At 51.5% G+C, this 20,190-nt stretch carries 16 protein-coding genes; 8 read left to right on the top strand and 8 right to left on the bottom strand.

Features of this window, described 5'->3' with window-relative positions; genetic code table 11:
* Positions 1–138 precede the first annotated feature (138 nt).
* Complete coding sequence (gene recQ, locus ACW9KT_RS04595; RefSeq protein WP_457078189.1) at positions 139–2,337, top strand: DNA helicase RecQ; 2,199 nt, start codon at positions 139–141, stop codon at positions 2,335–2,337.
* Between the two features lie 134 nt (positions 2,338–2,471).
* On the opposite strand, the gene ACW9KT_RS04590 is transcribed toward recQ, so the two are convergent.
* Positions 2,472–2,894, bottom strand: a complete 423-nt coding sequence (locus ACW9KT_RS04590) for a BrxA/BrxB family bacilliredoxin (protein WP_457078188.1) — start codon at positions 2,892–2,894, stop codon at positions 2,472–2,474.
* A gap of 299 nt (positions 2,895–3,193) precedes the next feature.
* On the opposite strand from ACW9KT_RS04590, the gene ACW9KT_RS04585 reads away from it, so the two are divergent.
* Together ACW9KT_RS04585 and ACW9KT_RS04580 are read left to right on the top strand one after the other, a co-directional pair.
* On the top strand, positions 3,194–4,255 hold the full coding sequence (locus tag ACW9KT_RS04585; protein ID WP_457078187.1) for a tetratricopeptide repeat protein: 1,062 nt from the start codon (positions 3,194–3,196) through the stop codon (positions 4,253–4,255).
* A gap of 75 nt (positions 4,256–4,330) precedes the next feature.
* Positions 4,331–6,367, top strand: coding sequence for an OmpA family protein (locus tag ACW9KT_RS04580; protein WP_457078186.1), 2,037 nt, complete (start codon positions 4,331–4,333; stop codon positions 6,365–6,367).
* Between the two features lie 57 nt (positions 6,368–6,424).
* Here the strand turns inward: ACW9KT_RS04580 and ACW9KT_RS04575 are convergent, their stop codons facing one another.
* The gene (locus ACW9KT_RS04575; protein WP_457078185.1) at positions 6,425–7,960 is read right to left on the bottom strand and encodes a hypothetical protein; all 1,536 of its coding nucleotides are present in this window, start codon (positions 7,958–7,960) and stop codon (positions 6,425–6,427) included.
* 363 nt (positions 7,961–8,323) lie between these two features.
* Between ACW9KT_RS04575 and ACW9KT_RS04570 the strand changes: the two genes are divergently transcribed.
* The 4 genes from ACW9KT_RS04570 to ACW9KT_RS04555 all read left to right on the top strand — a co-directional run bounded on the left by ACW9KT_RS04570 (position 8,324) and on the right by ACW9KT_RS04555 (position 12,438).
* Positions 8,324–8,533, top strand: coding sequence for a hypothetical protein (locus ACW9KT_RS04570; protein WP_457078184.1), 210 nt, complete (start codon positions 8,324–8,326; stop codon positions 8,531–8,533).
* Positions 8,534–8,642: 109 nt separating this feature from the next.
* Entirely contained in the window at positions 8,643–10,379 is a 1,737-nt protein-coding gene (locus ACW9KT_RS04565; RefSeq protein WP_457078183.1) for an ABC transporter substrate-binding protein, read from the top strand.
* Between the two features lie 8 nt (positions 10,380–10,387).
* Positions 10,388–11,446, top strand: coding sequence for an ABC transporter permease (locus ACW9KT_RS04560; protein ID WP_457078182.1), 1,059 nt, complete (start codon positions 10,388–10,390; stop codon positions 11,444–11,446).
* A 146-nt stretch (positions 11,447–11,592) separates the two neighbouring features.
* Positions 11,593–12,438 carry an ABC transporter permease gene (locus ACW9KT_RS04555; protein ID WP_457078181.1) on the top strand — a complete coding sequence of 282 codons (846 nt, stop codon included), beginning with the start codon at positions 11,593–11,595 and terminating at the stop codon, positions 12,436–12,438.
* A gap of 665 nt (positions 12,439–13,103) precedes the next feature.
* Here the strand turns inward: ACW9KT_RS04555 and ACW9KT_RS04550 are convergent.
* From ACW9KT_RS04550 to ACW9KT_RS04525, 6 genes are all read right to left on the bottom strand, one after another.
* Positions 13,104–14,009 (bottom strand): SDR family oxidoreductase, encoded by a 906-nt coding sequence (locus ACW9KT_RS04550; protein WP_457078180.1) that lies wholly within the window; start codon positions 14,007–14,009, stop codon positions 13,104–13,106.
* Between the two features lie 87 nt (positions 14,010–14,096).
* On the bottom strand, positions 14,097–14,738 hold the full coding sequence (locus tag ACW9KT_RS04545; RefSeq protein ID WP_457078179.1) for a peptidylprolyl isomerase: 642 nt from the start codon (positions 14,736–14,738) through the stop codon (positions 14,097–14,099).
* A gap of 85 nt (positions 14,739–14,823) precedes the next feature.
* Complete coding sequence (gene hemC, locus ACW9KT_RS04540) at positions 14,824–15,792, bottom strand: hydroxymethylbilane synthase (RefSeq protein ID WP_457078178.1); 969 nt, start codon at positions 15,790–15,792, stop codon at positions 14,824–14,826.
* A gap of 236 nt (positions 15,793–16,028) precedes the next feature.
* On the bottom strand, positions 16,029–17,162 hold the full coding sequence (locus ACW9KT_RS04535) for a DNA polymerase III subunit (protein ID WP_457078177.1): 1,134 nt from the start codon (positions 17,160–17,162) through the stop codon (positions 16,029–16,031).
* A gap of 40 nt (positions 17,163–17,202) precedes the next feature.
* The gene (locus tag ACW9KT_RS04530; protein ID WP_457078176.1) at positions 17,203–18,408 is read right to left on the bottom strand and encodes a GlmU family protein; all 1,206 of its coding nucleotides are present in this window, start codon (positions 18,406–18,408) and stop codon (positions 17,203–17,205) included.
* A gap of 174 nt (positions 18,409–18,582) precedes the next feature.
* A complete protein-coding gene (locus ACW9KT_RS04525) occupies positions 18,583–18,828 on the bottom strand; it encodes a type B 50S ribosomal protein L31 (protein ID WP_187731042.1) in 246 nt (81 codons plus the stop codon).
* A 646-nt stretch (positions 18,829–19,474) separates the two neighbouring features.
* On the opposite strand from ACW9KT_RS04525, the gene ACW9KT_RS04520 reads away from it, so the two are divergent.
* Positions 19,475–20,059 (top strand): non-canonical purine NTP diphosphatase, encoded by a 585-nt coding sequence (locus ACW9KT_RS04520; RefSeq protein WP_457078175.1) that lies wholly within the window; start codon positions 19,475–19,477, stop codon positions 20,057–20,059.
* Positions 20,060–20,190: the final 131 nt, after the last annotated feature.

Genomic DNA, 20,190 nt, shown 5'->3' with positions numbered 1-20,190 from the left:
GTGATGATTCAGAGCTATATTTAAATACTAACAGCCGCCGACTACGCACTAAACATCAAAAACTATTAGATTGAGAGTTCAACACCCTGTGTTTGTGCTCCCTATCCGCAATCCTTAACCGAGTAAGTGAGAGAGACCATGCCAGCCCTAAAACAAGTGACAGCGCCCGCGGCTGATCTGAAAGGCAAGTTAAAGGAAGTTTTTGGGTACGGCCAGTTCCGAGGCACCCAAGAAGCCGTCATTCAAAATGTGATTAACGGACATAACACCTTCGTAATCATGCCTACGGGAGCAGGCAAGTCGCTGTGTTACCAGCTACCGGCTCTGGTGCTGCCTGGCACGGCCATCGTAATTTCTCCGCTGATTGCGCTGATGAAAAATCAGGTAGATCAGCTGAATGCGTTTGGTGTGAATGCTCAGTTTCTGAATTCAACCTTATCAAAATCGGAGATAAATCGGGTTAAAAAGGATGTCATCAGCGGTGCTGTGCGCCTGCTGTATGTTGCACCCGAGTCGCTTACTAAAGACGAAACCATTGATTTTCTCCAAAAGGCCACCATCTCGTTTGTGGCCATCGACGAAGCCCACTGCATCTCCGAGTGGGGCCACGACTTCCGACCCGAATACCGCAAGATTCGGGGCATCATCGACAACCTGGGGGCCAATGTGCCCATCATTGCCCTCACGGCCACAGCCACACCTAAGGTCCAGCTGGATATCCAGAAAAACCTGCAAATGGACGATGCGTCGGTGTTTAAAACCTCGTTCAACCGCACCAATCTTTACTACGAAGTTCGGCCTAAGCACAACACCAAAAAGCAGCTGATTCAATACGTAAAGCAGCACAAGGGCAAAGCCGGCATCGTGTACTGCCTGTCGCGCAAGAAAGTAGAGGAAATTGCGGAGCTGCTACGCGTGAATGACGTGCGCGCCCTACCCTACCATGCTGGCCTAGATCCGCAAGTACGCATGGCCAACCAGGACGCATTTCTAAACGAAGAAGCTGATGTAATAGTGGCCACTATCGCCTTTGGTATGGGCATCGATAAGCCCGATGTGCGCTTCGTCATCCACTACGATACGCCCAAGAGCATTGAAGGCTACTACCAGGAAACCGGCCGCGGCGGCCGCGACGGTCTGGAGGGCAATTGCCTGATGTTCTACAGCTACGACGATATCGTGAAGCTGGAGAAATTCAACAAGGACAAGCCCGTTACGGAGCGCGACAACTCCAAGCTGCTATTGCAGGAAATGGCCAACTACGCCGATTCGGCCGTGTGTCGGCGCAAGCAGCTGCTGCACTATTTTGGCGAGACATTCGAGAAGGATTGCGGCTTCTGCGACAACTGCAAGCACCCCAAGGAGCGCTTTGAGGGCAAAGAGGAAGTACTAATGGCTCTTAAAGCTGTAGTGCTGACCGAAGAGCGCTTCGGCCTTGAGCACATCGGTACTGTGCTTATGGGCATGAACAACGCCCACGTAGAAAGCTACGGCCACAACAAGCTGCCGGTATACGGGCAAGGCAAAGACCATGATGCGGCCTTTTGGCACTCAGTGCTGCGGCAGGTATTACTCAACGGCTTTTTGGAGAAAGACATTGAAAATTTTGGCGTCGTGAAAATCAGCGATAAAGGCCGGGACTTCATTGAGAATCCCCATTCGGTTAAACTCACTAAGGACCATAACTACGACGAGGACATTCAGCAGGAGCAGCAGCAGGAAGAAGTACAGCAAGCCGCTGGCCACGACGAAACGCTGTTTGAAATGCTGAAGGCCTTGCGCAAGAAAATTGCGAAGGATAAAAATCTCCCTCCCTACGTCCTATTTCAGGATCCCTCGCTCAAGGAAATGGCGACCACTTTCCCAGTGAAAATGGACGACTTGGCTTACGTAGGTGGCGTTGGTCAGGGCAAGGCGGTAAAGTTTGGGGCGCCTTTCCTGCAGCTAATCAAGAAATACGTGGAGGACAACGACATCATGACAGCAGCTGATGTCGTCGTCAAGTCGGCGGTCAACAAGTCCAAAATCAAGATTTACATCATTCAGCAGATCGACAAGAAGATGGATTTGGAAGAAATTGCTTCGTCCAAGGGCATTGACATGCGCGAATTGATGGAGGAGATTGAGCACATTTGTTACTCTGGCACCAAGCTCAACCTCAATTATTACATCGACGGCATTTTGGATCATGACCGTCAAGAGGAAATCACGGATTACTTCCTGCAGTCTAACACCGACAATATCGCCGTGGCACTCAAGGAACTCGGCCCTGATGAATACACGGAGGAAGACATTCGCCTCATGCGCATCAAGTTTTTGAGCGAGTATGCTAACTAAGAATAACCCACTTAGCCAATAGTTAGGCTCATAAAGACTAAGCAGACATAAAAAAGCCCCCCAGAAATGTTCTGGGGGGCTTTTTTATGTCTGCTTAGTCTTTGAAGCTTATCAGGAAAGCGCGAAGTGCTGACTCAGCAATACTCTTCGAACGCGCCTTGCAGGTTGTTCACGATGCGCATCGTGTCGCTGCCCTCAATGTGGTAGCGCTCAATCATATGCACTAGCTCGCCATCTTTGAATAGCGCAATACAAGGAGAAGAAGGTGGATAAGGCAACATATGCTGACGAGCCTTATCAACGGCTTCCGTTTCCATGCCAGCAAACACGGTTACGAGCTTGGCTGGCTTTTTATCGGCGCTAGCTAGGGCCATTTTCAGAGCCGGACGGGCTTTGGCAGCTGCGCAGCCGCACACGGAGTTTACGGCTACCAGTACGGTTCCGCTTTGCTCATTCAGCACAGAATCAACTTCTTCGGGGGTCATGAGTTGCTCGAAGCCGGCCGACGTGAGGTCTTGCCGAATGGGAGCTACCATGTATTCAGGATAGGTGGCCATAAGAATATAGGCTGAAATGGAAAAACAAATGATGGGCCCGCAGGCACTGCAAAAATACGCAAACTTTGGGGCTGCCTGCACAACCAATATTTAGGAGCCCTGGTTGCGCCCACTAGTGTTTTAATCGCTTCTGCTGATGCCTCACCTATCTATGGGCCAAAATGCTATGCTTCAAGGTTAGATTTTTAGCCTAATTAATATTAATTAAACACAATTATTTGAACATTTAAACCCAATCAAGCCCGCATTCGACAATTAAATTTATATTTATCGTTTGAAAAACGACTCTATAGAATATTATGCGGGCAATCCTTATCCTTTCTATTGCCTTGGGCTCCGCGGCTACTGCCACCGCTCAGGTTGACACCGTCCGGGCCAGCACACTCCCACCGGCTCAATTGGCGGAGAAGCTCTACAACAGCGGAGTAGCCAAATACAACAGCAAAAGTTACCAGGCAGCCATTCAGGATTTCGACAAAGCCTTAGCCGCTCGGCCCGATTTTGCTAAAGCTTATTACAACCGCGCCGCCACACGCTACGAGCTGAAAGACTATCCGCAGGCCGTGCAGGATTATGATGCGGCTATTCGCTTAGAATCCACGGGTTACACGTCTTATTTTGGAAGAGGCCAGGCTAACGAAGCCCTGGGCAAACGCACCGAGGCCGAGCAGGATTACTCTAAAGCCACCGAAACCAAGCCGGATTATGCCCCCGCTTGGTACTACCGCGGCGCGCTACGCTTTGAAAAAGGAGAGCACCAAGCTGCCAAAGCCGACTTTGATCAGTCGCTGAAAGCTGACCCCAACTACGCTTACGCCTACCACGACCGGGCCAGCGCCCAACGGCAGCTTGGCAACTTTGCGGCGGCTATTCAGGACTACACAAAAGCGCTAGCGTTGCAGCCTGACTTGCTGCCGGCGCTACTTAATCGGGCCGCTACTCGCCGCCGAGCTGGTGATGTAAAAGGCGCGCTGGCTGATTACAACGAGTATTTGACGAAGAAAACCGACAACGCAACCGCTTACACCAACCGGGGTAGTGCTCGCTACGAGGCAGCTGATTATCGGGGGGCGGCCGAAGATTTCAGCAAAGCTATCAGCCTCAATGCGAGCTACGCCTTTGCCTGGAACAATCGGGCGGCGGCCTACCTCAAGCTAGAGGACTATAAAAAAGCCGCTGCTGATGCTGGAAAGGCCATTAGTCTTAACACCCAGTACGCCGAAGCTTATCTGAACCGCGGTCACGCGCGCGAAATGCTCCGCGACGCGTCTGGTGCCTGCCAAGACTGGCGCAAAGCCGCTGAACTGGGCTTAGAGGCTGGCAGCAGTTATGCCGCTAACTCCGGCTGCGAAGGCGAATAACGATAGGCCTGCCCGCAGCGGCTTGGTTAGCGAAGCACTGCCATCGGCAGAGTCAAGATTCATTCTCATAGGACTATGTATAAGTTACTTTTATTAGCTGTCTTGCTTTTCGCTCAAGCCGCATATGCACAGAGCGTAGAATTCAGCAAGGACCGTTTTGGTAATGATAAAGAGGGTTTAAAGGCTGCACTGCGCGAAATAAAGGAGGGCGACGGCAGCTATGGCATGGATCCGCCGCGCTATGAGCAGGCCTTGCCACACTACTTGGCCGCTCAAAAATTCAACCCTGATAACGCTGAACTTAACCTAAAGATCGGTGACTGTTACCTGCACTCGGGCTTCAAGCCGCGTGCGCTTAGCTACTTACAGAAGTCGTACAAACTAAGCCCCGATGCGGACCCTCGAATTCACTACCTGCTGGGGCGCGGACTACACTTGAATGGCAAGTGGCAGGAAGCTATTGCGGAGTACAAAGCAGCTCAACCGGCCACGGGGGGAAAAAATTCGGCGCCGCTATTAGCTGATATCCGCAAGAAAATAACGGAATGCGAAAACGGACAGAAGATGTCGCAGAAGCCCGTGCGTGCTTTTATTGACAACGCTGGCGCGAGCGTTAACTCGCCCTATGCTGACTATAGCCCTGTTATTTCCGCCGATGAATCGGTGCTAATGTTTACTTCGCGCCGCGAAAACTCCACTGGGGGGCAAACTGATCCGGAAACTGGCGGCTTTTTCGAAGATATTTACCAAAGCACCCGCACTGGCCAAGAATGGAGTGCGGCCCGCAATTTGAACGCCCCGGTAAACACCGACGGTCACGACGCTACGGTGGGCCTCTCCCCCGACGGACAGCGCATGTTGGTGTACGTGGAAGACAACGGCGGCGACCTGCACGAGGCCAGCTTGCGCGGCGCCGAATGGCGCAAGCCCCAACGTCTAGGCTCGCGCATTAACAGCAAAGGCCACGAGTCGTCAGCGGCGTATACGCCCGATGGCCGCAGTCTGTACTTCGTGAGCGACAAAGAAGGTGGCCTCGGTAGCCGCGACATTTATAAGGTGGAGATTGAGGGCCGTGGTCCGGCCCTAAACTTGGGGCCGACCATTAATACACCGTACGGCGAAGAGGGCGTATTTCTGCATCCCGATGGCAAAACGATGTATTTCAGCTCGGAGGGCCACAACTCCATGGGTGGCTACGACATCTTCAAATCGGTATTCGAAAACGGCAAATGGAGCACCCCTGAAAACCTAGGCTGGCCCATCAACACGCCTGACGACGATGTGTTCTTTGTGATTTCCGCCTCGGGGCGCCACGGTTACTACTCCAGCTTCCGGGAGGAAGGTCTGGGGGGCAAAGACATTTATCAAATCACGTTTCTCGGGCCAGAAAAGCCCCCCATGCTTTCGCAGGAAGATCAGCTACTAGCCAGCCGGGCTCAGCCAGTGAAAGAAGCGCTCCTCGCGCCGCCCGTCCCGATTGCCACGGCGCAAGTAACAATATTGAAAGGGATAATAACAGATGAGGCTAACAAGCAACCCTTAGAAGCTACCATTGAGGTAATTGACAACCAGCGCAACGAGGTTATTGCTTCCTTCCTGTCCAATGCACAGTCGGGGCGATACTTGGTGTCGCTGCCTTCGGGCGTGAACTATGGCATTGTAGTGCGCCAAGAAGGCTACTTGTTCCACTCCGAAAACTTTGACCTACCAGCTGGGGCAGCTTATGCCGAAGTAGTGAAAGATATTGGACTGAAGAAGCTGGATGTCGGCGTAAAAGTCGTGCTCAACAATATCTTCTTCGACTTCGACAAAGCCACTCTGCGGCGCGAAAGCACCGGCGAGCTAGAGCGCTTGCAAAAGCTGCTGACCGAAACCCCAGCACTACGCCTGGAAATCAGCGGCCACACCGACAATGTTGGCCAAGATGCTTACAACAAGGACCTATCGCAACGCCGGGCCAAAGCTGTAGTTGATTATTTAGTTAGCAAAGGAATAGACAAGAGCCGCCTCACCTTCGCGGGTTATGGCGACAACCAGCCTGTGGCTCCTAACACTACCAAGGCCGGCCGTCAGCTCAACCGGCGCACTGAGTTTAAAGTGACGGGCAAATAGCTGATTAAAACACGCACAAAAAAGCCCCCCAGAAAACGTCTGGGGGCTTTTTTGTGCTTATGCAATTCGTTCGTGGGCGGCTTGCTCAGCTGCTTCTGCCTCGGCGTTTACTCGCAGAATATTTAGCGTCAACTCCCATAGGTCTTCATAAGGAATAATCTCGCTTTCGGCGTACGCATCGCCCGGCTGAGGAGCTTCTCGTAGCCGATTGAGCAGGCTCTGACCTTTTCGCTCACATGCCTGAGGGGCAAAATCTTCCCGCACCATAAGCAGCAGTAAGCGAAAGAATAACTGACTGCGCAGCGTTGCGGGGTCGCGCAAGTGATTTTGCTCATATTTGCGCAACCCTTCTAAGCGCGTAAGTAAGGCATCTAAGTTGCGCTGGCGTAGATAATACAAGAATTGCAGCACCAAGATGGCCACGTTATAACCCTGCTTATCGCGGCTATAATCGGGTACGGTCTGGATAAACTGACTGAATTGCAGCCGTAGCGACGAGCCCTCAGGCTGAATGAAGTGCAGATAAACTTCGAAGAGGTCCCAGCGCTGCAAAGCCGCCGCACGCTGCTTGCTGTAATATGGGTTTTTGCGGGCTAAACGCAGAATCTCATAGGCTTTAATATACTCTTTGGCGTGTAGAGCCAGCAGCATATAGTGCTCCAGAAAGTAAAACCAGTTGCCCGACGAAGGATGAAAGTCTTTGATGTATTCTTCAGCCAGCTTCAAGCCTTGAGTTACTTGGCGCCCCCGTAAGTGGGCCCAAACGCTCATAAACTTATTGAATCGGGTGTCGAAGCGCTTTTTATTGATTTTGTCTTTCTCAAATAGCGCGGAGGTGGTAGCTGTAATTTTGATGATTTCATCAAAATTACCCAGCAACTCTTCCCGCATTAAGCGCAACCGATACAAGTATTCGAAGGTGCTGTAGGTGTTAGCCTTTTTATGCAAGCCTTCCATTTTGGTAATGTAGGTGGACAGCTCATTCAGCAAAAAGCGCCGCGACCGGACAGTTTGGGTTTGCTCCATCCGCACGTCGAGGTATAGCTGTCGCGCTTCCTCCTCGGCCGTCGCTATCTCCTGGTACTGCTTAAATTGCTTTGATACGGAGCGATAGAGTGTTGGCTTTCGCAGTTGAGCATATAAGTCCCGGAGAAAACCCAGGCTCATAACTGCATATTGGGTGAACTCGCCGTCTAAAGCCAGTCGTAAACACTTGCGAGAAAGCTTCTCAGCTAGCTCATACTCGCTTTCCCTAAATAAAATGCTTGCCTGATGAAATAACTCCAAGCACTGCAATTCATAGCGTTTGGCAATGAATTGGCGTGGATCTGTGTAGTCCAGAAAATATAAATGATTCAGCAGCTTTTTCTGTACTCTAGACTTGAGCTTGCGAAAAGCCGCTTGATTCATTGGATTTACCTTGCCATATAAAGCCTTCGTTATCTGAAGCTGAGAGCTGTATTGGTCATTATTTAATGCTTGTATTAATTCTATTTCTTTATTGGTAGCTGCCTTAGCAGTGAAATCAATCAAAGGCGGCACGCCCACCCGCCGATCGGTCACTATTTTGGCTAGATTACTAAGGTCTTCCATAAGCAAAAGAAGGTACTTGATGAGCTACGGCTAATTAGTATTAAGTAGGGTAAATATCCTGAATTTACCAGCGGCTCTTTATAAGCAAAACCAGTTTCTTATATAAGTTTAGTTCAAACTTTGCAAAGTCATAAACTCACTGGATTATCATTTATTTTTATTAACTTAATACCATTAAATATAATAATATAATAATTTATTTATATTAACAATATTGATAATTTAACATTGGATATCCATTGCACAAATTAATATTAGGAATGTTCTAGTCATATTTATGGCTTAATCTTCCTTTTATGCGCTATACGAGTGTAGCACATTTGTGTATTCTAAAACACTACATATAGCAATCAACCCCACGTCATGCTCGAACTCCTCGCTCTCGCTCTGCTTCAGTTCTCTACTATATTCTCATCTCCTTCCCAGTCAACTCAAAACGCTGGCGGTAGCAGCGGTTGGGGCGATGGTAACGTAACCACGCAGAAAGCCGGTGGTAGCAGCGGTTGGGGCGATGGTAATGTGACCACCCAAAGTGCTGGCGGTAGCAGCGGTTGGGGCGACGGCAACTTGTAAAACTCCATTTGGAGCTACGCCCGGGCAAGTTAGGCAAGATTCATCCCTCGCACAGTTAGGGGAATCTTGCCTAACTTGCCCGGCGCCGTTTCTATGCGGCTGTTAGCTTATGCAGCGACTTTTCCGGGGGCTGGGGCTCTATCTTCTACTTGCGCTTCTATCTGCTTGCTCTCCGCAGGCTTCATCGCCCGATGCAATTCGGGTAAGGTGGGTGCGCGATCCGGAGTCTCTGAATCCATTATTTAACCCCAATGATTACGCAAACCAAGCCATTGGCTTGTTGTACCAAAGCCTGCTAAAGGTTGATAACCAAGGGCGAGTATTTGTGCCATGGTTAGCGGAAGAATTGCCTACTGTACAACGGCAGGACTCGCTAACTCTCCTTACATACCGGCTGAGGTCTATTGCCGCTTGGGATAATGGGCAACCAATTCTAGCGCAGGATGTAGCTTTTACGCTAAAGGTGATGAACTGCCCTGGCTTGCCTAATGAAGGGGTAAGGGCACAATTTAGCTTTATCCGGGATGTGCGTCTGGACTCTACCGATACGCGGCGTTTCACATTGGTGTGCAAAGGTCGAGCCCCCGAGTTTGCCCACGTATCGGGCGAATATCCCATCTTGCCCGAATATGCGCTAGACCCTCAGCAGCAGCTGCGAAGTATTTCCGTGTCTGCTTTAACAGGACCTGCTCCCGTCTCACTTACTCAGTATCCCGAGCTAGCGGCTTTTGCCCAACGCTATAATGCAGCCGATCTAGACAAGAACCCTTCGCGACTGCCTGGCTCAGGCCCGTATGAACTCACCGCTTGGCGAAATAGCCAAGTGCTGTCGTTTCGGCGGAAAGCAAAATGGTGGGCCGATCAACTTCCAACACGGCCACCACAGCTAATAGCCAAGCCGTCTACCATTTACTTTCAGATAATCCCCGACAACACTACGGCTTTATTAGCCCTCCGACGCGGTGATATCGATGTTTATCCAATGGTGACGGCAACCGAGTTTGATCGGCTTCGGAAGTCGGAAGCAGGACAAAAAGACCTTCGCTTTTACACCGCCGACTCTTACGAGATGGTCATTGCCGGCTTTAATATGCGCCGAGGGCTACTCACAAATCAGCTGACCCGGCAGGCTTTAAGCTATCTATTTGATATTCCAACACTTATTCAAGCTACGCAGAGCGGCATGGCGTATCCTAGTGTTGGCCTTGTCAATCCTCAAGAGAAAGCGATTTACAACGATAGTCTGCCTTTGCTGAAGTACGACACGAAGCGAGCTGAGGCACTCCTGCGTCAGGCTGGGTGGGTTCGGCAGGCGACTGGAGGCTGGAGTCGATCGAGCACGTCGGGCAAGCCTGAAGCCTTAGAGTTAAGCATTGCCTACCGGGCCGGCGAACCAGCTTTTGAAGGGATTGCCCTCCAATTACGAAGCGCGGCGGCTGCGCTGGGCATCCCTATTCAGCTGCGACCCACGGAATCTACATTGCTGCTAAGCAAGTTGCGCGGGGGCAATTTTGACATTTATATACGTAGCCTTTCAGGCAGTCCCTTTGCCTACGATTTTAGTCCGTTGCTGCACTCGAGAAGCATTGGAGTAAGCAACTACACCGGGTTTGGCTCCCCCACTAGCGACAAGCTGATTAAGGACATCGTACTCGAAGAAAACCTGGACCGAAAAGCGAAGCTGCTGCGACGGTTTCAGGTGATAATACGCCAAGAGTGTCCCATGGTGGTTTTGTTTTTCTATCGCTACCGCCTGGCCGCCGACAAGCGCCTCACCAACCTGCGTGTATCCGGGCTTAAGCCCGGTTATGAAGTCATGACGATTGAGCCCCAGCCGGAGAGTTAATGTAAAGCATGGGGCGCTTTTTGTTGTATCGGCTACTACGCACTATTCCGGCCACATGGGCAATTGTGTCGCTGGTCTTCCTGCTGAGCCGCGCCCTGCCCACCGATGAAATTCTGGGCCAGTCGATAAGCGAAGGCAACTTAAGTAGCCGAGCTCTCAGCCCAGCCGAGCGCGAGGCAGCTGTTCAGCAAGTCAGGGAGCGCTTAGGCTTAGTAGGCCCTCTGTTTTATTTCTCGCTAACTCATTCACCTACGAGTGGGATTTCTAGCTGGAAGTGGCACGGCAGCGGTAATCAGTATCATCAATGGCTTCAGAAGGCCTTAAGGGGTGACCTAGGCACCTCCTACCGCAATGGTCAGGCTGTCACGACGGTGCTGGGCGAGGCGCTCCGCTTTACTTTGCCCCTTACTGCGACTGCGGCTTTACTTGCCGCTGGCTTAGCTGTTGCTATGGCCTTGTGGCTAGTGCGAGGCGGACCAGCCTTTCTGCTTAATGTCCTGTATGGATTGGATGCTTTACCTCTCTTTGTGGTAGCCCTAGGGCTTTTGCTGCTGTTTGCCAATCCCGATTTACTGCCGCTGTTTCCAGCTTATGGTCTGGGGCAGCTAAGCCAGGAAAATGTCCCTTGGATAACTCAGCTGAGTACTTATCTCTACTACAGCACCCTGCCTTTAGCTAGCTTGGTATTAGTAAAGTTGCCCTCATTGGTTGTTCAACTGCATGATGCTCTTCGCCATGAGTTAGGGGCGAACTATGCGACAACGGCTCGCGCCAAAGGGTTGTCGGCTTTGCAGGTTACAACCCGCCATGCTTTACGCAACGCGCTGTTGCCAGTTATTACCCTCCTTACCGACTTGTTGCCGGCGTTAGTCGCAGGTGCGGTGGTGGTTGAGGTCATTTTCGCGCTGCCTGGTATGGGTCGTTTATTGGCTGAATCAGCGGCTAGCCACGATTTTCCGGTGTTAGTAGGCGGAGTGTTGCTTATCGCCCTTACTCGACTAATAGGCCTTGTCGTGGCTGATGCGCTATACTTCTTAGCCGATCCCCGTATTCGGTTGCAGGCATGAGTAGGCATTCTAAGAGAAGTATTTGGCGGGTACTAGCTATTGGGTGGCTTAGCCTGATAGTGGGGGCAGCTGTAGTGGCGCCTTGGTTACCCCTACCCTTCTCCCCAGATTCAATCGATCTTACTCAGACAGGAATTCCTCCCTTTTTGCCCCCCAGCACTCCCGACGCCCACCGCCACTGGCTGGGTACTGATAGCTTGGGCCGAGATGTATTAACCGCGCTAGTATATGGAGCGCGCACAGCGGTATTTGTTAGTTTGCCCGTTGCTGTGCTGGCTACTTTGCTAGGGGTCTTTCTAGGTAGCATAGCAGGCTTCTGGGGCAACAAGGGTTTGCGTATACCAGTGATCTACTGGCTACTAGCTGCCATAGCAATAGCGAGTGTATTCCTAAGCGGCTCCACTTGGTGGGCCGCCCTAGGGCTAAGCATGGTCGTCATGTTTGGCATTGGGGCAGTATTCGCCCGATACTCTGTGCTTCAGCTATCATGGACTTTTCCCACAGACCGACTGGTGCTGGGAGCAGTTGCGCTGCTGGCCGCCGTTCCCCGCTTGGTTTTGGTGCTGGCTTTGGCTGCCGTGCAAGATGCGTCTCTGCTAGGATTATTTGTGCTCTTAACTCTTACTTATTGGCCTGAGTCCGCGCAGCTCATTAGGGCAGAGCTGCTCCGGGTGCGGGCCCTTCCTTATATAGAAGCCGCAAAAGCTTTGGGGCTTTCTGGGGGGCAAATTTTGTGGCGTCATGCGTTGCCTAACGCGTGGCGAACTGTGCGCACAGCTTTTCCGCTTAGCCTGAGTGCGCTTATCGCGTTAGAAACTACCCTCTCCTTTATCGGTGTCGGACTACCAGCCGAAATGCCCAGCTGGGGCCGCACATTGGCCACCGCTCGCCTCGATCCTACGGCTTGGTGGCTGATTGTTTTTCCGGCTGTAGCCCTGGCAAGCACCACTTTAGCCCTTCGCCAGCTCGCAAAACGGGAAATAACTTTTTAATATACAGTTTCCTCTATGTCACAAAGTAGCCTTATTTGTTCCTTTTAAAGCAGATAGTCTGAATTGATAGTTTAATTACCTTTTAATTTATTTACTGAGCGTAAAATTCTCCTAATGCCTCTTAAACCACATTTACGCAGTTTATCTAGCAATTTCCACAGTTGAGTTACGGGAGAATAATTAAAAAATATACAAATAATTCAAGTCACAAAAGCAGGTTTATCTTCCTTTCAAAACGGCACCTTGAGGCTGTACTATTGTAACGAAGATCGGCGGGAGCCTGATAGCACTAACGGTCTTCGCTCCGTTTGCCTGATCTAGCTCATATGCCTTCCTTACTTTTTAAACGTCGTCAGGGGTACGCTTTGCGATACTTGTTGATTGAAATGGCTCGGCAATCCGCTCACCGGATGTCTGATGTTGAAACCATTGATGGAGACCTAGTTCCCCATGCGGTGGCTCAAGCTGCTCTCCGGAGTGGCCGGGCGGTACTAGTAGGAAATTTGTTGGTCGGTATGGTTGCGTCGGCAACCGACGGTACTTGGTAAAAATAAAATAAAAAGTTCTGACGCGCAGCTTTTGCTCGCGGCGCAGTCTGAACTATAAAGGTTGTTGCAATAGGTGTGTTAAAAAACCCGCAGGTTCTGCCCGCGGGTTTTTTGCGTTTACACTGTTTCCGTTTGGCTAGCCAATATAGCTATGCCCTCCTGAAACGTGTGGGGCATGTAGCCTAAATCGCGCTGCGCTTTGGTAATAATAAAACCAGTGCGTGGGGGGCGTTTTGCGGGCTGCGAGAAAGTGCTTCCATCAGCTTTTACAATCAGCGCCTTATCGAGCTGAAAGTAATCTGCCACTTGCAAGGCCATCTGATAAGGCGTCAGCAGTTCGCTGCTACTAATGTTGTAAATACCCTCGGCATTGTGCTGCGCCACAAGCCAGCAGCCTTGCGCGAGATCTTCGGCCAAGGTTGGCGTGCGAAACTGATCGTCTACTACTTTAATCTCTTTGCCGGCCCGTAGCGAGTCGCGTACCCAAAGCACAATATTAGTGCGGCCATAGTCCTGCACAATGCCGTACACGAGCACTGTACGTACAATAGCCCACTTTTCGGAGCTAGCCTGTACGGCGTGCTCTGCGGCCAGCTTACTCTCGCCGTAAAAGTTGATAGGAGCAGGCACTTCTTCCTCCGTCAGGGGGCCTTTTTCGCCGCTGAAAATAAAGTCGGTACTCACATGTGTGAGATGCACTTGGTGCTGAGCACAAGCCTCCACCAGATGCTCTACGGCCGTTACGTTTTGGAGCCAGCAAGGCTCACGGTTTAGCTCACACTCATCTACATTAGTCATAGCGGCCGTGTGGATAAGGTGAGTAGGTTTTTCAGCGGCTATTACCTGCTGCACTTGAGCCCGGTCGGTCACGTCGAGAGGCACAAAGTGCAGGTCAGGATAGAGGTCGGCGAGTTTGTTGGCGCCCCGCGACGTGGCAATGACTTCCACACCTGCCTGCTGACGGAGCAGCTCAACCAACTTCTGGCCCAACAATCCATTGGACCCAGTGAGTAAAATTCGCATACGCTTAACGGCTAAAAGACCTATAGACTGAATGGCTCACAGTGGTGTGAACTAGCTAAAACTAGCGCTCAAACTGTGTTAAGCACACTAATATTGATATCCGTACAGCTCGGTTATTTTCTTCTTTTTCAACTTATCTACTTTCACTGTCATCTTCACTTCTGTTGTCGGACGGTCGCGGGGGTCGGTGGGCTGCGCGGCAATCTTATCGACTATATCGAGCCCGCTGATTACTTGCCCGAATACAGTGTAAGCTCCATCCAAATGCTTAGTTCCCTGATGATTCTGTACGATATAAAACTGTGAGGCGCTGCTAGCGCGAGTTGGGTTAACATAGTCTCCCTGGCGTGCGGCAGCTACGGCGCCAAACTTGTGCTGAAACTCCGGACGAATCTCTGCTGGAATGGTGGCTACATCTGGCTGGCCCGCACCATCATTATTTGGGTCAGCATCCTTCGTATTAGGGTCACCACCCTGAATCATAAAGTTTTGAATGACCCGGTGAAAGGTAGTGCCGTTGTAGAAACCACTTTGCGCTAGCCTCAAGAAGTTAGCCTTATGCTGAGGGGTTTGATCAAACAGTATCAGCTTGATATCTCCTAAGCTTGTACTGATGGTGACTACCTCATCTTTCTTACTCTTACGAGGAGCTTTAGCGGCTTGCAAAGCTGGAGTGACAAGCAGTAAAAAGACGAAGAAAAGAGCGGAAGCCCGGAAGCCAAAATTCATAAGTAGGAGCTAGAAAGAAGCGGTTTTCAATTAAAAAATAAGTACACTGAGCACACCGAAATATGTAGCCTAAAAGCAAAGAAGCCTAAAACGTGCTCGACTCGGATTCGCGGTGACTGCGAATTTCAGCCAATATTTGCTTACCACCACGGCTCAGCACTGTTTCAGCCAAGCTGACACCCATTGCTTCCGCCTGGTCTACATCCGTAATGGCGTGAATCTCTTCCACGTATTGCTGCCCATCGAGGCTGATAAGGCCGCCATGCAACTGTAGCATACCTTCGTCGGTGTAAGTAGCGAGGGCGAAGGATGGAATGCTACAGCCGCCCTCCATGGTACGTAGAAAAGCCCGTTCGGCGCGCAGGCACGCGTGCGTGTCCGGATGATCTAGAATACCCTGGAGGGCGATCTTGCGGCCTAGGTCCAGGTTTTTGGCGCACTCGATGGCTACGCTCCCCTGACCAGCGGCCGGCACAAATTGGGTTTCGGGCAGCACGTGAGTAATCAAGTTGTCGTACTCCATACGGTGTACACCGGCATAAGCCAACAGCAGTGCATCGTATTGGCCCTCTTCCAGCTTGCGGAGGCGCGTCTGTAGGTTGCCGCGCGCTTCCGCCGTGATGGCATCGGGATAATAGCGCTTGAGCATGGAGCGACGACGTGTGCTGCTCGTGCCCAGCACTATGTTTGGCTGCTGCAAAGAGAAGCTAGGGTCAAAGCTGACGATTACATCGTTCACTTTCTCGCGCTCCATGAAGGCTAGCAGTTCCAGGTCGTCCGGGATGCTGCTCTGCACATCCTTTGCACTGTGCACCGCAATGTCGATGGTGCCATTGCGCAGGCTTTCTTCTAACTCTTCGGTAAAGACGCCCTTGGCTCCAATCTTATCCAGAGAGCGGTCGAGCACCAAATCACCTTTAGTCGTGATAATTACGATTTCAGTCTGAAATAACTCCCGCTCCAGGCAGGAGGCCACATGGTTGGCTTGCCACAGCGCCAAACGGCTACCACGGGTACCTATGCGGATGGGGCGATCGAAGAGCGTGGTTTTCAATTATGAATAGTAGTTAAGGTCGAGAGCCATGACCGCTAGGGGGCATTTTTCCGGTAGCCGTGAAGCGCAGACCACTAAGAGTATCTGCTTACTGAGAGGGGTAAGAGGCAAACTATATATACGTTTTATGTTCCCCGCTCACAAAGTTACTACCACCTCATTCAACACCCTAACTATAGCTCGTTTAGCAGCTACTATAGCTATTTAGCAAACTGTATTTTCGTGCTTTAGAGCCTCTAAACGGGCATTTTTAGGAACTCGGCCAAGCGAAGCGAGGTATCCACGAAGACCATGCGCGGGTTGGCATTGCGCTCTACGTGGTAGTGAGCCTCGTTCAGCTCACGTGTGATTGAGTCGGCGTTGCCGGGGTGCACGAAGCGACTAAAGCGGCTCACAAACTGCTGCTCGGCGGCGGGCAAGTGCGGAATTAGCTGAGCATCTAAGCCGTAAAGCAGCACTTTGCGCAATAAACCGAGGGCGTAATGTAGAAACTCCTTTTGGTTTTCGCGACCCATTTTTTGGAACTCATCGCTTTTTTCCAACACCTTGGCAAAGTTGTCCTGAAAGCACAGACGCATCCAATCGGTGAAAAAACCGAAGTAGTCGTTGTCGGGGGCGGTGCGGCTGGCCAGCGCGGCGCCGAGGTTACCGTCGGCTATCTGGGCCATTTGACGGGCTTTTACTTCCGGAATTTGCTGCTCGTCGCGCAGAAAAGCAGTTAGCTCATCTTCCGTGAAGGGCCGTACCACCACGGGCTGCACCCGGCTAACGATGGTAGGCAATAGCTGCTCAGGCGCGTGGCTCACCAGCAGAAAAATGGTAGCTGCGGGGGGCTCTTCTAGCAGCTTCAGCACGGCGTTGGCAGCGGCGGGGTGCATAAGCTCCGGCAACCAGATAATCACGATTTTAAAGCGTCCTTCGAAGGCTTTCAGCGACACCAGTTTTAGCAGTTGCAGACTTTCTTCCTTTGAAATACTGCCCTGCTTGTTTTCAGCGCCGATGTGCTGCATCCAATCATTGAGGCCCTGATAAGGATTATCGAGCACGAAGGCACGCCAGTCGGCGGCAAACTTGCTACTCACCGCATCCTTCGGCACCTGCTTGGTGCTAGTGACGGGCACGATGAAATTCAAGTCGGGGTGCACTAGCTTATCCAGCTTCTGACAGGCTGGGCAACGTCCGCACGAGTCTTCATCAGCATCGGCGCGGCCTTCACAATTCAAAAAGGTGGCATAAGCCAGCGCCAGGGCCAACGCCGCCGAGCCCTCAGCTCCCCGAAAAAGCTGGGCGTGGGCTACGTGCTGGCGCTGCACTGACTGTACTAACACCTGCTTGACTTTGGTTTGATCCGGAATTTCAGCGAAGCGCATAGATGTAATCGCTTAGTGTGGAAATAGGCAGATGAGCCCGTTAATGAGCTCGTTCCCACACCCTATCCTTGGTCGTAGCCTCGAACACGTGCTGCATAATTATCTGCTCAGTGGCATCGTAGGCTAGCTGACGCCGGGCCATAACGCGCTCAGCTACTTCGGCTACTTTCGGCAGCTTGAAGGTTTCAAACCCGGCTGAACCGCCCCAACTAAAGCTGGGAATGAATGTGCGCGGAAAGCCAGCCCCAAAAATATTGGCCCCCACGCCTACCACCGTACCGGTGTTAAACATAGTGTTGATACCGCATTTGCTGTGGTCGCCCATCATTAAGCCGCAGAACTGCTGCCCCGTATTCACGAAGCGCCCCGCCGCGTGGCTCCAAATTTTGACTGGGGCGTAGTTGTTTTTCAGGTTCGACGTGTTGGTGTCAGCTCCCAGGTTGCACCACTCCCCTATCACGGAGTTGCCTAGGTAGCCGTCGTGACCTTTGTTGGCGTAGCCGAAAAAGATGGAGTTGCCTACTTCACCACCCACTTTGCAGTATGGGCCTACTGTATTGTCGCCGCGCATTTTAGCGCCCGCGTTGATATGAGAGCCTTCACATAGGGCCAAGGGGCCTTTTATGATGGCGCCTTCGTGAACCTGGGAGTTTTTGCCAAGATATATAGGGCCATCCTCGGCGTTAAGAATAGCAGCGCGAATCTTCACGCCGGACTCAATGAAAATATTTTCCGCACCGTAGACAATGGTGTGCGGGTCGCCGATGGGCGCTGACTGCCGGCCGCGCGTGAGCAGGTCAAAATCCTGGCGAATTTCGGCCCCATTACGCAGAAACATGTGCCACAATTCACTGATCAAGGTTACAGGCTCAGCCACTTCCGTGGTACTGGCCATGCCGTCCTGAATCAGTTCGGCCACCTTGCTGGCATCGGGCAGGTGAGCCGCCACGAGCAGTTCGCCATCAACGAGTGCTTGGCCGGGGGGCAAATTTTGTACTTGCTGGGCCAACAGATCGTCGGGCAGCACGGCGCCGTTAATCACCAGGGCTGGGCCACTCACTGCGCCGGCCGGAAACTTGGCTTGCAGATACGCTTCGGTCAAATAAAAAACCTCTTGGCCTAAGCGGTGCTGCCATTTTTCGGCCACCGTGAGAATACCGCAGCGCAGCGCGGCCACGGGGCGGGTGAAGGTAAAAGGCAGCAGACGCGCCCGAATGGCGGGGTCGTCGAAGAGCAGGACGTGCATAGTTGGTAAGTGGCAGGTGTCACTGGACGATTGGCAGCGCGGGGGACAATTTTGCGCTTTTATGAATCGGCAAGTTGGCACAAAAAAACTCCCGCCAGACTTGCCAGCGGGAGTTTTACTGCTACGTTGCCAAAGGCCTTGACCACTGACAATGTAGAACTGATAACAGAATGACTATTTCTTCTGGTAGCGAGTGCGGAATTTCTCCACGCGGCCAGCCGTGTCAATGAATACGTTTTTGCCAGTGTAGAAAGGGTGCGAAGCGCTGCTAACTTCCACTTTCACTACTGGATAGGTTTTGCCGTCCTCCATCGTGATGGTCTCGGTAGAGTTCATCGTGGAGCGAGTGATAAATTTGAAGTCGCTGGAGGTGTCCTGAAACACGACTTCGCGATACTCGGGATGGATGTCTTTTTTCATGGTCGGTAATACCGTTAAAGCCTTCTAAGCCTGCCGATTTTGCGGAAGGGACTGCAAAAGTACGCGTTACGTTTGAAATTAAAAATTTACGGAGCCTTTTACTACTTATCATTCCCGCTAGAGCCGCTGCTAAGGGTTTTTGTTTAGTTTTGGGTCCTGTCCTTATAGTGGTAACCCAATCTACTTATGCAGTATTTCTTAAGTTTTTCCTGGTTACTGCTTGCGCTACAGCTTCCGCTTTCGCCATCAGCGACAACCCCTCCCGGCTCATTTTCCCTACTGCATTCCGCTTATTCTATGCAGCATTTGCCGATAGCTTCGGCCGCAACTGCATATCAGTACGCTACCCCTGCTCAACTTCCATTAGTGTCTTCGTTGCCACCAAATTCAGCGGGCATGCTGGCGGACACAAGTGCATATAGGGCTGAGGCGATGCTATCGGCAGTACACGAAGCCCCCCAGAATGAAAAGGCTGGGTTTTCTTATTTTCTCCAACAGGTTTCTACTGAGCTAACGCAAGCTTGGCTTAGTATCAGGGCATTACTTGTGTAGCAAGTGTGTAAATAGCAGATAACGTAACTGCCTTAGCACCGCTACTGCCGACTTCGGTCGGTTTTTTTACACCCAATCTTACGTTTTTAAGCCCATGCGTCTTTGTTTTGCTACCAACAATGAACATAAGCTCACTGAAGTTCGGGCCCTACTGCCTGCTTCTATTGAACTTGTGAGCTTACAGGATATTGGCTGCCATGAGGAACTCCCCGAGACCCAAGACACCCTATCAGGTAATGCCCAGCAGAAGGCCGCGTACGTGTGGGAGCACTATCGAACGGCCTGCTTCGCCGACGACACAGGGTTGGAAGTAAATGCTTTGGACGGCGCACCTGGCGTGTACTCGGCTCGTTACGCGGGCCCGCAGCGTAGCGCCGCCGACAATATGGCCAAGTTGCTGCAAGAATTGTCCCTCAACGCCGATCGCAGCGCTCAGTTTCGCACCGTGATAGCCCTGGTGCTGCCCGATGGCCAATGGCAGGAGTTTCATGGTGTGGTTGATGGCCGCATTATCGAGCAGATGCGCGGGCAGGCTGGGTTCGGCTACGATCCAATATTTCAGCCCACGGGACATACTACCACTTTCGCTGAGATGACGCAAGAGCAAAAAAATAGCTTAAGCCACCGGGGCCGGGCAGTAGCTCAGCTTATCAAGTTTCTGGAAACGCGAACGAGCTGAAATTTTCTTTTTACTCTTCTGAAATGCCCCCAGTATCAATATGAAGGCTAAAACCGGTGCATGATGGGTTCAGTCTTTTGGGCTTAACGAAAAGGAATTGGCAAGCTAACTCAACCACGTTTTTCGAAAAA

The organism is Hymenobacter sp. HD11105 (genome assembly GCF_054051685.1).
Note: the sequence above shows the minus strand (reverse complement) of the source record. Positions and strands in the feature narration are given on the sequence as shown.